This window comes from Paraburkholderia sp. WC7.3g (assembly GCF_050436345.1).
GTDB classification, from domain to species: domain Bacteria; phylum Pseudomonadota; class Gammaproteobacteria; order Burkholderiales; family Burkholderiaceae; genus Paraburkholderia; species Paraburkholderia podalyriae.
In genome coordinates, this window is record NZ_JBNDMA010000002.1 from 1,518,323 (window position 1) to 1,531,942 (window position 13,620).

Sequence of the window (13,620 nt, forward strand, 5' to 3'; positions counted from 1 at the left end):
CAGCAAACAACAAACCATCCACCATGAACAAGTTTACGGAAAAAGAAGTCGTTGGTCTATCGGGAGCCGGTCTGGGTCTGGACGAACTGGTGCGGCACGGAGCCCGGCAGGTGATCCAGCAGGCGATCGAAGCCGAGCTCGCGGCGCTGCTGGAGCGGTTCGAGAACGTCAAGACCTTGCACGGCCAGCGCGCCGTGGTGCGCAACGGCTATCTGCCTGAGCGCGAAGTGTTGACGGCGGCTGGGCCAATTGCCGTGAAGGTCCCGAAGGTTCGCGATCGATCAGGATCTGGTGTGAAGTTCAATTCGTCGATTGTGCCGCCGTATGTGAGGAAGTCGCCACGCGTGAGTGCTGCGCTGCCGTGGCTGTATCTGAAAGGCATCTCGACAGGCGACATGAGCGAGGCTCTGAGCGTCCTGCTAGGCGAAGATGCCAAGGGTCTGTCGGCCAATGTGGTGAGCCGCCTGAAGGCGCAGTGGGCCGACGAACATGCCAGCTGGAGCCAACGTGATCTGTCGAAATCGCACTACGTGTATTGGTGGGTCGACGGGATCCACACGGGGCTGCGAAGCGAGAATTCGGACGGCCAGTGCCTGCTGGTGATCATCGGCGTGAGGCCGGATGGGCGCAAGGAGCGCGTGGCGATCGGCGATGGGTACCGGGAGTCAAAGGCGTCCTGGCAGGAACTGCTGCTCGACCTGAAATCGAGAGGCCTGCAGGCTGGTCCGCTGCTGGCGATCGGCGACGGCGCGATGGGCTTCTGGGCCGCGCTGGAAGAAGTGTTTCCTGCGACGCGAGGCCAGCGCTGCTGGTTCCATAAGATGGGCAACGTGCTCAATGCGCTGCCGAAGTCGCAGCAAGGCAAAGCCAAAGCAGACCTGCAGGCGATCTGGATGGCCGCGACGCGCGCTGACGCATACGCCGCCTTCGATCGTTTCGTGACGGTCTACGCGGCGAAGTATCCGAAAGCCACCGAAACGTTGAAGAAGGACCGGGAAAGCCTGTTGGCCTTTTACGATTACCCGGCGGAACACTGGCAGCATCTGCGCACGACAAATGCGATCGAGTCGACGTTCGCGACCGTGCGCCACCGCACCACGCGTACGCGCAACTGCGTGTCGCGAGCGACCTTCCTGGGCCTGGCATTCAAGCTGATCGAGGAAGCCGAGAAAACCTGGCGCCGTATCAACGGCCCTGCACAGATCAAGCTGCTGCTGGAGGGCATTGCCTTCAAGGACGGCGAACAGGTGAAAGACGATCAACGGGTTCAGCAGAAACTCGCCGCCTGAAAGCGCCTGCCTTCAAGTTGCCCATACACCACTCTTGACGTTAGCTCTTCCGCAATGGCGTGCACTTGCAGCTTGAGGTAGCTCGGCTTATGCAACTGATACTCGTGAAGCATGTAGGCTGCCACGGCTAGTTGCGATGCGGGCGGTATCGTAGGATGCCTGTGCTTGTATGCGGTTCCTCTCCTAAGCGCGGCCTTCGTTTGCGCGGCCAGCGGAACATCTGAAATTTCTGCATTTTTTGCGTCGCGAATTGCACGGACGATGTTGTCGTGCACGTCGAGGATTGAAACGCAGGACGACCTGAGAACCTCTATTCGGCCGGCGAAGTGTGCGAGTTGCTTCTTTTGGAGGTCATTTGTGTCGGTGAAAGCAAGGGAGCCCGCTGGTCGTACCAAGTCGGGGTTGTGCAAACCCGGGTGAGTCCTGTCACTTAGTGTGTCATTCGCTCCGTCCGGCGGCGGCTGGAGTTTCGAACGGTAGTCGATGTCACACAGCAAAGTGCCGTTGCGAATCGGAATGACCGGGCGCTTCAAGAAGGTCCGAGTGTTCCTTGCGTATCCATGCGCCGCGGAGACTGAACGTGCCAAAGCGTCAGCGTCCACTGTTGCGAGAACGTCTATTACGTTGGCTTCACTCAAGCGCGCAGATGGATTGTTCAAGAGCACGCGTAGAGCTTGTTTCGTCGCAAGCGACACCAAGCCGTTGACGATTGCAGAGGCTTGCACGAAGTGCAGTTGGCTAGGGGCTGCATCGACTGCCTCGCTTAGCCATCCACCCGCAATCAATTGCAAGACAACGGTATCAAGTACATACGTCCTGTAGGTGGTCGTGCCGTCCAACCTCTGCTTGGCAGCCAAACGCAATTGGCCATCCCGCCAAATGTGCTTGTCGAGTGCGCCGGGCTCTGTCCAATGCGCCACTGCCATTTCTTTGTCTCCGCTAGAAATCTTTCGAGCATCTTGACAGATTTTGTACGGGAAAGAAATTGAGGTGGCTACGTCAACTTATTCTTTAAAAAACAGCTAGATAGCCATTATCAATCAGTCGGGCAAATATCGCGCTGCCACATAATACGGCGTACTCGCCGTACGAATGGCCTTTCAGGTAGACGGGTGCCGCCGCCGCGAGCTTGCCCGTGCGCGCGTTGGTCAGCGTGACGAATTGCGGCGCCCAACCGGTGCCGGGAACCGCGCATTGCGTCGCGTTCAGCGCGCTCAGAAATTCGTGCCGCAAAAACGGCGTGGGCTGCGGCTGCGCGGCGAGGAGGGCGTTCCACTCGGCGGCGTCCACCTCGGAGGGCGATGCCAGAATGCCCGTGCGATAATCGATACGTTGCTGGTTCAATCTGAGTGACTGTTTGCAATGAGCGGCGCGGCGCTGTGAAGCTGAAGCGGCCACATCGTTCGTTAAGTTCGTTTATCCGGTTGTCCAATTCCGTCGAGCCATCGAGCCGCGGTACCGCGAGCCGTGAAGGCTTGCCTGTCGATCCTGCCATGAAGACCCGAATCGCTCTTGCTCAAATCAATGTCACCGTCGGCGACTTCGCCGGCAACGTCGCGAAGATCGTGGCGGCCGCGCGCGCCGCGCACAGCGATGGTGCGAAGCTGCTGGTCGCGCCTGAACTCGCGCTGTCGGGTTATCCGCCCGAAGACCTGCTGCTGCGCCCCGCGTTCTATACCGCGAGCGCGGCCGCGTTGGCCGATCTCGCCGCGCAGTTGAAGCCGTTCACTGGCCTGCATGTGATCGTCGGTCATCCGCTGCGCGACGGGTCGGACAACCTGGCGCACGGCCATGGTAATGCAAACGCGCCGATCGAGCGCGGCGTGCCGCCGGTCGATACGTTCAACGCGGCGTCGCTGATCGTCGACGGCGAAGTGAAGGGCACCTATCGCAAGCAGGATCTGCCGAATACGGAGGTGTTCGACGAGAAGCGCTACTTCGCCTCCGACCCGCAGCCGTTCGTGTTCGAACTCGACGGTGTCAAGTACGGTGTCGTGATCTGCGAGGACGCGTGGCATGCGTCGGCCGCGCAGATGGCGAAGGCCGCGGGCGCGCAGGTGCTGCTGATTCCGAACGGCTCGCCATATCACCTCAACAAGGAAGCGGTGCGCTTCGACATCCTGCGCGCGCGCATTCGCGAGACCGGTATTCCGATGGTCTACGTGAACATGGTCGGCGGGCAGGACGAACTCGTGTTCGACGGCGGTTCGTTCGTGCTCGACGCGCGGGGCGAACTGGTCGCGAAGCTCGCGCAGTTCGAGGAAACCACGGCAATCGTCGAGTTCGACGACGGCACGCCGCTGGCGGCCGCGCTCGCACCGGAGCAATCGCTCGAAGCGCAGGTGTACGCGGCGCTCGTGATGGGTGTGCGCGACTACATCGGCAAGAACGGTTTTCCGGGCGCGCTGATCGGTCTGTCGGGCGGCGTCGATTCGGCGCTCGTGCTGGCCGTGGCGTGCGATGCGCTCGGTGCCGACAAGGTGCGCGCGGTGATGATGCCGTCGCGTTACACCGCCGACATCTCTGCCACCGACGCCGCCGAGATGGCGCGCCGCGTCGGCGTGCGATACGACGAGATCGCGATTGCGCCGATGTTCGATGCGTTCCGCGGCTCACTCGCCGAAGAGTTCGCGGGCCGCGCCGAAGATGCGACCGAAGAAAACATTCAGGCGCGCATTCGCGGCACGCTGCTGATGGCGCTGTCGAACAAGTTCGGCTCGATCGTGCTGACCACCGGCAACAAGAGCGAGATGGCGGTCGGCTACTGCACGCTGTACGGTGACATGGCCGGTGGCTTCGCGGTCATCAAGGACATCGCCAAGACGCTCGTGTACCGGCTGTGCCGCTATCGCAACGCGGCCACCACGTTTGCGACGCGCGACGTGATTCCCGAGCGCATCCTGACGCGCGCGCCGTCGGCGGAGCTGCGCGAGAACCAGACCGATCAGGACAGCCTGCCCGAATATGAAGTACTCGACGCGATCATGCGCATGTACATGGAAGAGGACCGTTCGCTCGCGGAGATCGTTGCCGCGGGCTATCCGGTCGATGACGTGAAGCGCGTCACGCGCCTGATCAAGATCAACGAGTACAAGCGCCGCCAGGCGCCGATCGGCATTCGCGTCACACATCGCGCGTTCGGCCGCGACTGGCGTTATCCGATCACGTCGCGTTACACCGAGCCGATCGAGTGAAAGACCATACGCGCGCGCGGATGCCGCAATGCATCCGGCGCGGCGTAGAATAAAAATCATCCTTCTCCTTTCCACTCTTCCCCATCAAGAGACGAGGTTCGCCATGAAGCGCATCACCGCAGTCATCAAACCGTTCAAACTCGACGAAGTGCGCGAGGCGCTCGCGGAAGTCGGCCTCACGGGCCTGACCGTTACCGAGGTCAAGGGCTTTGGCCGCCAGAAAGGGCATACCGAGCTCTATCGTGGTGCAGAGTACGTGGTCGACTTTCTGCCGAAAGTGAAGATCGAAGTCGTGGTCGCGGACAGTCAATGCGATCAGGTGATCGACGCGATCATCGGCGCGGCGCGTACCGGCAAGATCGGCGACGGCAAGATCTTCGTCGCGGACGTCGAGCGCGTGATCCGTATCCGTACCGGCGAAGAGAACGAAGCAGCGGTATAAGCTGCGCAAGCACGCACCGGCCTGGTGCGCGCAACGACTCAAAATCGCGCGCCGAATAAAAAACGGTGCAATACCCTCGCGGATATTGCACCGATACGCGCCTCTCGCAGCAGCGTGAAAAAGATTCTCTTGGAGAATTCTGTGTTACGCCCCGAGGGAAAGACCCTCGGGGTGCACGGTTCGATTAGAACGAGTGCTGGATACCTGCGTACACGCCGCTTTGCTGGCGGCCTTGCAGCGGGTTGTCCGTTGCAGCGGCGAAGCCCGCATTGTTCGCGTTCAGACCGAAGTTAGCATTACGGCTGTTGCGCACCGTCGCTGCCTGCAGGTCGAGCAGCGTGCGCTTCGACAGGTTGTACGAACCGCCGACCGTGTAGATCGTCGCATTGCCCGCGCCGTGGTTGCCGTTCACGTGGTAGACAGCCGCGATCAGCGCTGCAGCCGGCGTTGCCTGCCACGTTACACCGCCCCATTCGTGATCGAGCGTGGTCGGCTGACCGGGCAGAACGCCCGTTGCGCTTGCCGAACGGACTGCCTGGTAGGCGGCCTGAATCTTGAACTGGCCGAGGAACACGTTCAGCAGAGCCGAGTATTCGCGCGATGCCGCAAATACGCCGTTGCCCGTGTTAGCCGTATTGATGCCGTTGTTGGCAACCGGGCCACCCCACAACTGGCCGTTTGCCGGGTTGCGGATTTCGTCGTACAGACCGCGGATCTGGAACAGCGAGCTCGTGTAGGTGATCTGCGCGCCAGCTTCGCGACCTTGTGCGGTCGAGCCATTGCCGTTCCAGTTCGTCGCATTCGACAGCGCGTACTGGCCGTAGAAGTCAAAGCCTGCGATCTTCGGCGACTGGTACGCGAAGTTGTTGCTCGACTGCGGCCAGTTGCGACCACGCACGAGCGATGCCGACGACCAGTTGGACTGACCGAACGGGTCGAAGTCCCACACGCCGTTCGAGATGAACAGCATGCGGCCCATCGTGAACGTACCGTACTGGTTGTTCGAAATACCGACCGTTGCCCAGCGATTGAAGAGACCGCCGCCGCCAGGACCCGCGCCCGTCATCGTGTTGAACGAACCTTCCAACTGGAACAGAATCTTGTTGCCGGCGCCGATGTCCTCGACACCCTTCATGCCCCACAGGCTGGTACCCCAGTCACCGCTTTCCGCCTTGAAGCGGTTCGAGCTGGTGTTGGCCGCGCCGTTCGCATTAGCGCCGGTCGGGACGCCCGACATGTACTCGAGGCCTGCATCCAGGCGGCCATACAGTGTGACGCTGCTCTGAGCGTGGGCAACAACGCCGGCCGACATCAGCGCAGCGGCGAGCAAAGCTTTCTTCATCTTCTCCTCCATACCCTGTCAAAAAAGAAACCCAGTACTGCGAGTGGTGTTCGGACGCGATTAGCACCGAACAGGAAGCGGTACCAGGGAGAGTGGCGGGTGGATAGGGATTCTCCTGCCATGACGCGTAGCGTCGAGCTATCTTTGCGTCACGCCGATCCCCACGCCGACCGGGTTCTCCTCTGTGTTTTGAAGTGAAACTACTTTTAATCAACTTTGTTTTGCTACTTTCGTTACCAATTTATCAAAAATAACTTTGACTGGGAGAAGAAATTAGTACCGCCCACACGTGGTGTCGCCAAATTGCAATACCAATGTGAGCCGAGACTCGGGGCAGTCCCTCACGAAATCGCGCAAAGCCTTGCCTGGCAAGGGAATCGCGGCTCGCGACGGGCCGTATCAAGGATTGCCACTATTGACGAGTCAAAAGTGACAGGCTAGGGCGGAAATGCGGCTTGAATGGCCCGTTTTGTGGGATTTCGGGCGCTTTTCAGTGGGCCGAATGGCCCGAAGGAAGGAGGCAGCAAAAACGGAAAAGGCGCTCGTAAGCGCCTTGTAAAACTACATCGACTACATTTTTAATGCCATTCACATCATAAGTCGCGGGTAATTTTATTACTTGAGACTGCCCGACAGGAATTGCTTCAGACGTTCGCTCCTGGTGTTCCGGAACACTTCGTCGGGATGCCCTTCTTCCTCGACGCGCCCTTGGTGCAGGAACATCACATGGTTCGACACATTGCGCGCGAAACCCATTTCGTGCGTGACGACGATCATCGTGCGGCCTTCCTCCGCGAGCTTCTGCATCACCTTCAGCACTTCGCCGACGAGTTCCGGGTCGAGCGCGGAGGTCGGTTCGTCGAACAGCATCACGTCGGGATGCATCGCCAGCGCCCGCGCAATCGCCACGCGCTGCTGCTGGCCGCCCGACAGATGCGACGGATACTGCTTCTCGAGACGCGGCGCGAGACCGACCTTCTCCAGATACTCGCGCGCGCGATCCTCGGCTTCCTTGCGTTTCAGACCGAGCACGTGCACCGGCGCCTCGATGATGTTCTCGAGCACGTTCATGTGCGACCACAGGTTGAAGTGCTGGAACACCATCGACAGCTTCGTGCGCACGCGCTGCAACTGCTTCGGGTCCGACACGCGCAACGCGCCGTCCCTGGCGGTCTGCGTGCGCACTTCCTCGCCGTCGACGAAAATGCGTCCCGCGTTCGGCTGTTCGAGAAAGTTGATGCAGCGGAGCATCGTACTCTTGCCCGAACCGGACGAACCGATCACGCTGATCACGTCGCCGGCATTGGCTTTCAGCGACACGCCCTTGAGGACTTCGTTGTCGCCGTACTTTTTGTGAAGCTCGTCGACGAAGAGCTTCTGCTTCTTGGAGTTCATCAGGATCCTTAACGAGCTTGCTTGTCCACGGACGCGCAGTTACTTGCCTTGCGGCCGCAGGTAAGCGAGCCAGCGACGCTCGGCGCGGCGGAACAGCCACACGAGCGCGAAAGAAATACAGAGATACAGCAACGCGGCGATGCCGAACGCGTTGAACGACTGATACGTCGCGGAGTTCACGTCGCGTGCGATCTTCAGGATGTCCGGCACCGTGGCCGTGAACGCGACGGTGGTCGCGTGCAGCATCAGGATCACTTCGTTGCTGTAGTAGGGCAGTGCGCGGCGCAGCGCCGACGGCAGAATGACGCGGCGGTACAGCGTGAACGACGACATGCCGTACGCGCGCGCCGCTTCGATCTCGCCGTAGGGCGTCGCCTTGATCGCGCCCGCGAAGATTTCGGTGGTGTACGCGCAGGTGTTCAGCGTGAACGCGAGCAGCGTGCAATGCATGCCGTCGCGGAAGAACGCGTTGGTCAGCTCGTTGTTGCGGATGATCTCGAGGCTGTAGAGACCCGTGTAGCACAGCAGCAGCTGCACGTAGAGCGGCGTGCCGCGGAAGATATACGTGTACAGCCACACCAGGCTCGCGAGCCATTTCTTCTTCGACACGCGCGCGACCGCGAGCGGCACCGACAGACAGAAGCCCAGGCCGATCGATACGACCAGCAGCCACAACGTGATCGCGACACCGGTGAAGCGATAGCCGTCGGTGAACAGATAGTTGCGCCAGTATTGCTGAATGATCTCGATCATAGATCCGCCTTTCGCACGCCGGTCGAGTAACGCTTTTCGAGGTACATCAGCACGAAGTTCGACACTGTGGTGATGACGAGATAGATCGCCCCCGCGAGCAGGGTAAAGAAGAAGAACCGCAGCGTGCCCTTGCCGGCGTCCTGCGAGGCCTTGACGACGTCGGCGAGACCGATGATCGACACGAGCGCGGTCGCCTTGACCATCACCTGCCAGTTGTTGCCGATGCCCGGCAGCGCGAAGCGCATCATCTGCGGGAACATCACGCGCGAGAACACCTGCCAGCTCGTCATGCCGTAGGCTGCGCCCGCTTCGAGCTGGCCGCGCGGCACCGCGAGAAACGCGCCGCGGAACGTCTCGGTGAAGTACGCGCCGTAGATGAAGCCGAGCACCGCGACGCCGGCCACGAACGGATCGATGTCGATCTGCTCCCAGCCGAACGCGTCGGTCAAGTTGTTTAGCCAGATCTGAATGCTATAGAACAGCAGCAACATCAGCACGAGATCGGGCACGCCGCGCACGAGCGTCGTGTACACGGTGCCGACGCCGATCGACAGGCGGTTCTTCGACAATTTCGCCGCCGCGCCGAGCAGGCCGAGCACGAAAGCGAGCACGAGCGAAAACACCGCCAGCTTGACGGTTTGCCAGGTGCCGCTGAGAAGCAGCGGGCCGTAGCCTTGAAGGAACATAGGGGGTCCTTGACCATGCGCTTCTCGCGCACCGCGAAAGACGCGGCCCGCGTTGCGCCGCGTCAGGGACGAGCGCCTGGCTCGCCGTGACGCGCGGCGCACAGCGTGCCGCTGTGCAAATCATGCCGCAGAAACGTTGGTGCTCCTGCAGCGCGCTTTTGGGACTTTCGTCTCGGATTGTTTTGAATCTACTGCCGGGTGTCGCCACCTTCGTTGCTTCTTTCACGGCCACTGCCGCCGGCCTGCGCCGGCTTGCTACCCAGTATCCTGCCTGTTTCGCTCAACGGTCAGAATAAATGTCGAAGTCGAAGTCGAAGTACTGCTTTTCGAGCTTCTTTAACGTGCCGTCCTGATGAACCTCAGCGAGCGCCTGGTTGAGCTTTCGTCCGACGCGGTGCGTTGATCCGGCGCGTTCGGTACGTGTCGGGCGCGCCTCGCACGGCTGTGGCGCGGAGCCGAAGCACGCCGCGCGCCGGTCGCGGCCGGCCCGGCGAGGCTTGCCGGCGCGGCCTGCACGTCCCGCGGGAGGTCCACGCGGCTTGAAAAGCGCGGTATTTTACCCGAACAGCGGCAAGGTGCCAGCGTGGGACGGCAGCGAGCGGCAAGACGCCGTGCAGGGCGTTGTGCGTGCGCGACGCCGGCGCGGTTTTTCGGGCGCCGGGCTGCCGGGCGCCGGGCTGCCGGGCGCCGGGCTGCCGGGCGCCGGGCCTCCGGGCGCCGGGATCGCAGCTTGCGCCGTGCGCGCGATTGCATGCATCGATGGAACGCTCCGGTGCGGCCGCGCACGATTGTTAAGTGGGCGCGGAGCCCCTACATTCCCGACATCGCCATGATTGACTACTTACCGGGAGACTTTCCATGATCGAGATTCGCCGCTCCGCCGAACGCGGCCATGCCAACCACGGCTGGCTCGACTCGTATCACAGCTTCTCGTTTGCCGACTACCGCGACCCGCAGCACGTGCACTTCGGGCCACTGCGCGTGATCAATGAAGACCGCATCGCGGGAGGCCAGGGTTTCGGCACGCATGGCCATCGCGACATGGAGATCGTCACTTATGTGCTCGAAGGTGCGCTCGCGCATCGCGACAGCATGGGCAACGGCTCGACGATCCGCCCCGGCGACGTGCAGCGCATGAGCGCGGGCACGGGCGTGCAGCATAGCGAGTTCAACGCGTCGCGCGACGAACCCGCGCATCTGCTGCAGATCTGGATCATTCCGCGCCGCGCGGGCGATCAGCCCGGCTATGAGGAAAAGCGCTTCGACGCCGACAGCAAGCGCGGTCGCCTGCTCGTGATCGCGTCGCCGGACGGCCGCGACGATTCGGTGACGATCCATGCCGACGCGTCGATCTACGCGGGACTGTTCGACGGCCCCGAACGTGCGACGTTCGCGTTGCCGGCGGGGCGCCTCGCCTATGTGCACGTTGCGCGTGGCACGTTGAGCGTGAACGGCACGGTGCTCGAGGCGGGCGATGCCGCCAAGCTCAGCGATGTTGACACCCTGACGCTGGAACAGGGCGACGACGCGGAAGTGCTGCTGTTCGACCTCGGTCAGTTGAACGGCTGATTCAAGCGGTTGATTCGCGCCGCGCGCGGATCAAGCAGCGAGCAGCGCCAAACAGCAACGCCACGGAAAACTTCTTCCGTGGCGTTTTTCTATCAGCGAAGCGTCCTTCCCGGCGCGCCTCGCGGATGCATCGCGCCGCTTACTGATTGGCGGCCGGCGCCGACGCCGCGTCCTTCTGATGCTCCCAGCGCTCGCGCATCTTCTCGTGGCGCTGTTCCATCCGCGCGAAGCGCTGCTTCAGCGCCGTGCTGACGGTGGTCTTCTGCTGGTCGTTCAGGCCGTTATAGAACTTGAGCCATGCATCGGTGGTTTGCTGACGCAGTTGCGCGTCCTTCTGCTCGATCTGCTGATGCGTCGCGGCCATCGCGTTCAGATCGAGGATCGGCTGCTGCTGCGCGGCCTTGAACTGGTCGTGAACCTGCTTGTGGTTGGCGCGCATCGCTTCGCGGTTCTGCTTCATCGTATCGAGCGCGTTTTGCCACAGCTTTTCCTGATCCGCGTTCAGCTTCAGCTGATCGTGGAGTTGGGTCAGTTCCTGCATGAAGTGGCCGTGCCAGCCGCCGGGACCGCCGCGCGCATGCTCGGCGGGTTGAGCGGCATAAGCGGCGCCCACGCCGACGGCCAGAGCGGTGGCAGCAACGGCGAGAACGCGCGACATCTTTTTGGTGGACATATGAGGCTCCTTGTAATTGAATAGCCGACGATGCAACCGGTCGTGGGACTGCCTGCACTCGGTAAGCCACAGCGTAGAGAACCGCCAACGCCGCTGTGTTACGCGCCCGGACGCCGCCATTACCAGCAATTACGTGCGCCTTTCACGGTAACACCCGGTAACCCTTCAGACGGTTCGGAAAACGAAATCCCTTTTAGCTGCGCGTTAAACTTCATTCCATGGCTACTCAAATCCTGGTCGTCGACGACGACGTCGAACTGCGCGATCTGTTGCGCGACTATCTCGCCCGTCAGGGCATCGAAGTTTCGGTGCTGCACGACGCGGGCTCGCTCGAACGGCGCCTCGAGCGCGAGCGCCCCGACCTCATCGTGCTGGACCTGATGATGCCCGGCGTGGACGGCCTCACCGCGTTGCGCAAGCTGCGCGCGTCGGGCGACGATATCCCCGTCATCATGCTGACCGCGCGCGCGGACGACGTCGACCGTATCGTCGGGCTCGAACTCGGCGCGGACGACTACCTCGGCAAGCCGTTCAATCCGCGCGAACTGCTCGCGCGCGTGCAGGCGGTGCTGCGGCGGCGCCGCACGCTGCCGTCGGCGGCCGCGCCCGAGCAGCGCGAGCCGTTCAGCTTCGGTCGCTTCACGCTGGATTTCCAGTCGCGCACGCTGCATCAGGAAGACAAGCCGCTCACGCTGTCCGGCAGCGAGTTCGCGCTGCTGAAGATTTTCGTCAATCACCCCATGCGCACGCTCACGCGCGAGCGCCTGCTGGAACTGCTGCACGGTCCCGAGTACGACGGCACCGACCGCGGCATCGACGTGCAGGTGTGGCGCCTGCGCCGCATTCTCGAAACCGATCCATCCACGCCGCGCTTCATCCAGACGGTGCGTGGCCGCGGTTACGTGTTCGTGCCGGACGGCGAGCAGCATGCGTCGGCCCATTGATTCGCTGTTCGGGCGGCTCGCGCTGCTCGTCGTCGCGGTGCTGATGCTGTCGCATTTCGCGTGGTATGCGCTGATGCGGCTCGAACGTTCGCAACTGCAAACGCGCTACGCGGTCGAGGAAGCGACTTTTCTCGTCGACGCGGTGCGTCAGCACGTCGCCCGCACACCGGATCAACCGTTGCCATCACGCGTGAAGCTCGTCGACCCGGCAAGCCCCGACGTGCCGGCGGCCAGCAGGAACATGCCGCCGCCGCTCGCGCGTTTCGCCGACGACGTGCGCGACCGCATGCCGGCCGACACCCAGGTGCGCGTCGGTCCACCCGGCGCTCCGCCCACGCTATGGGTGCGCGCCGCGACCGATCAGAACTGGATCGTCGTGCCGGTGCAGCCGCTGCGCACGCCGCGCTCGCTCGACCGCACGGTCTTGTGGCTCGTCACTATTTTCTCGTTCGCGGTGATGGCGGCGCTGTTCGCCGCGTGGGCGCTGCAGCGGCCGCTGCGCCTGCTCGCGCAGGCGGTCGCGCGCTTCGGCCGCGGGCTGCCGGTGCCGCCGGTGCCCGAGCGCGGGCCGCGCGAGTTGCGGCAACTCACGCACGGCTTCAATCAGATGGTGCAGGAAGTCGCGCGTACCGAGAACGATCGCGCGGTGATGCTGGCCGGTGTCGCGCACGACCTGAAGACACCGCTCGCGCGTCTGCGGCTGCGCGCCGAGATGATGGACGACGCGAAGACGCGCGACGGCGTCGTGCGCGACGTCGATTCGATGACGCATATCGTCGAGCAGTTCCTGCTGTTCGCGCACGACGGCGCGGACCGCAGCGAAGCCGTGGAAGTGGATGCGCAGTGCGAGCGTGTCGTGCGCAGCTATCGGGCGGTGGCCACCGGCGCGCCGACCGTGCAGACGGAACTGAACGCCGGGCCGTCGTTTCTGCTGCCCGCGGCCACGCTCGACCGGATCCTGTCGAACCTGCTCGACAACGCGCATGCGTATGGCGCGCCGCCAGTGATCGTCGCGACCGCGCGAACACCGCAGGGCTTTACGCTATTGGTTAGCGACAACGGCAAGGGCATCGCCGCCCAGGATCTGATCAACGCGAGCCGGCCATTCGTGCGCCTCGATCCAGCGCGCGGCGGCAACGGCCATAGCGGACTGGGCCTTGCGATCGTCGAGCGACTCGTGCGGCGCGCGGGGGGCGAATGGGAAATCGGCAATCACGGCGGCTGCGGTTTGCGGGTGCTGATGAGCTTTCCGTTCGAAGTGCTGCCGCGGGTCGCGACCGCCTCGGAAAACGCCTGGTAGAAGCAAGGGGGGGGTTGGAGTCGCGATCCGGGT

The 13,620-nt window shown here is 62.7% G+C and carries 12 protein-coding genes and 2 pseudogenes; 6 read left to right on the forward strand and 8 right to left on the reverse strand.

The window, feature by feature from the left end:
• The first annotated feature begins 23 nt into the window (after positions 1-23).
• Positions 24-1,289, forward strand: coding sequence for an IS256 family transposase (locus tag OKW43_RS18495; protein WP_429444807.1), 1,266 nt, complete (start codon positions 24-26; stop codon positions 1,287-1,289).
• On the opposite strand, the gene OKW43_RS18500 is transcribed toward OKW43_RS18495, so the two are convergent.
• Both OKW43_RS18500 and OKW43_RS18505 read right to left on the reverse strand, forming a co-directional pair.
• Positions 1,268-2,215, reverse strand: coding sequence for a hypothetical protein (locus OKW43_RS18500; RefSeq protein WP_429448963.1), 948 nt, complete (start codon positions 2,213-2,215; stop codon positions 1,268-1,270). The genes OKW43_RS18495 and OKW43_RS18500 overlap by 22 nt on opposite strands.
• Before the next feature lie 151 nt (positions 2,216-2,366).
• Positions 2,367-2,633 (reverse strand): annotated as a pseudogene (locus OKW43_RS18505) (peptidogalycan biosysnthesis protein); the annotation flags it as partial.
• A gap of 149 nt (positions 2,634-2,782) precedes the next feature.
• On the opposite strand from OKW43_RS18505, the gene OKW43_RS18510 reads away from it, so the two are divergent.
• Both OKW43_RS18510 and glnK read left to right on the forward strand, forming a co-directional pair.
• The gene (locus tag OKW43_RS18510; protein WP_429448965.1) at positions 2,783-4,483 is read left to right on the forward strand and encodes an NAD+ synthase; all 1,701 of its coding nucleotides are present in this window, start codon (positions 2,783-2,785) and stop codon (positions 4,481-4,483) included.
• Positions 4,484-4,586: 103 nt separating this feature from the next.
• The gene (gene glnK / locus OKW43_RS18515) at positions 4,587-4,925 is read left to right on the forward strand and encodes a P-II family nitrogen regulator (RefSeq protein ID WP_013088783.1); all 339 of its coding nucleotides are present in this window, start codon (positions 4,587-4,589) and stop codon (positions 4,923-4,925) included.
• A gap of 184 nt (positions 4,926-5,109) precedes the next feature.
• Here glnK and OKW43_RS18520 read toward each other — a convergent pair whose 3' ends face one another.
• From OKW43_RS18520 to OKW43_RS18540, 5 genes and pseudogenes are all read right to left on the reverse strand, one after another.
• Entirely contained in the window at positions 5,110-6,267 is a 1,158-nt protein-coding gene (locus OKW43_RS18520; protein WP_187635132.1) for a porin, read from the reverse strand.
• 615 nt (positions 6,268-6,882) lie between these two features.
• The gene (locus OKW43_RS18525; RefSeq protein WP_187635131.1) at positions 6,883-7,662 is read right to left on the reverse strand and encodes an ABC transporter ATP-binding protein; all 780 of its coding nucleotides are present in this window, start codon (positions 7,660-7,662) and stop codon (positions 6,883-6,885) included.
• A gap of 39 nt (positions 7,663-7,701) precedes the next feature.
• The gene (locus OKW43_RS18530; protein ID WP_187635130.1) at positions 7,702-8,415 is read right to left on the reverse strand and encodes an ABC transporter permease; all 714 of its coding nucleotides are present in this window, start codon (positions 8,413-8,415) and stop codon (positions 7,702-7,704) included.
• Positions 8,412-9,101 carry an ABC transporter permease gene (locus tag OKW43_RS18535; protein ID WP_187635129.1) on the reverse strand — a complete coding sequence of 230 codons (690 nt, stop codon included), beginning with the start codon at positions 9,099-9,101 and terminating at the stop codon, positions 8,412-8,414. The genes OKW43_RS18530 and OKW43_RS18535 overlap by 4 nt, the downstream gene beginning before the upstream one ends.
• Positions 9,102-9,381: 280 nt before the next feature.
• Positions 9,382-9,483: pseudogene (locus OKW43_RS18540) on the reverse strand (ABC transporter substrate-binding protein); the annotation flags it as partial.
• Positions 9,484-9,959: 476 nt separating this feature from the next.
• Between OKW43_RS18540 and OKW43_RS18545 the strand changes: the two are divergent.
• Entirely contained in the window at positions 9,960-10,670 is a 711-nt protein-coding gene (locus OKW43_RS18545) for a pirin family protein (RefSeq protein WP_187635128.1), read from the forward strand.
• 139 nt (positions 10,671-10,809) lie between these two features.
• Here OKW43_RS18545 and OKW43_RS18550 read toward each other — a convergent pair whose 3' ends face one another.
• The gene (locus tag OKW43_RS18550; RefSeq protein WP_429448969.1) at positions 10,810-11,343 is read right to left on the reverse strand and encodes a periplasmic heavy metal sensor; all 534 of its coding nucleotides are present in this window, start codon (positions 11,341-11,343) and stop codon (positions 10,810-10,812) included.
• 218 nt (positions 11,344-11,561) lie between these two features.
• On the opposite strand from OKW43_RS18550, the gene OKW43_RS18555 reads away from it, so the two are divergent.
• The gene (locus OKW43_RS18555) at positions 11,562-12,287 is read left to right on the forward strand and encodes a response regulator (RefSeq protein ID WP_008918153.1); all 726 of its coding nucleotides are present in this window, start codon (positions 11,562-11,564) and stop codon (positions 12,285-12,287) included.
• Positions 12,271-13,587 (forward strand): ATP-binding protein, encoded by a 1,317-nt coding sequence (locus OKW43_RS18560; protein ID WP_187635126.1) that lies wholly within the window; start codon positions 12,271-12,273, stop codon positions 13,585-13,587. Before OKW43_RS18555 ends, OKW43_RS18560 begins: the two co-directional genes overlap by 17 nt.
• Positions 13,588-13,620 lie beyond the last annotated feature (33 nt).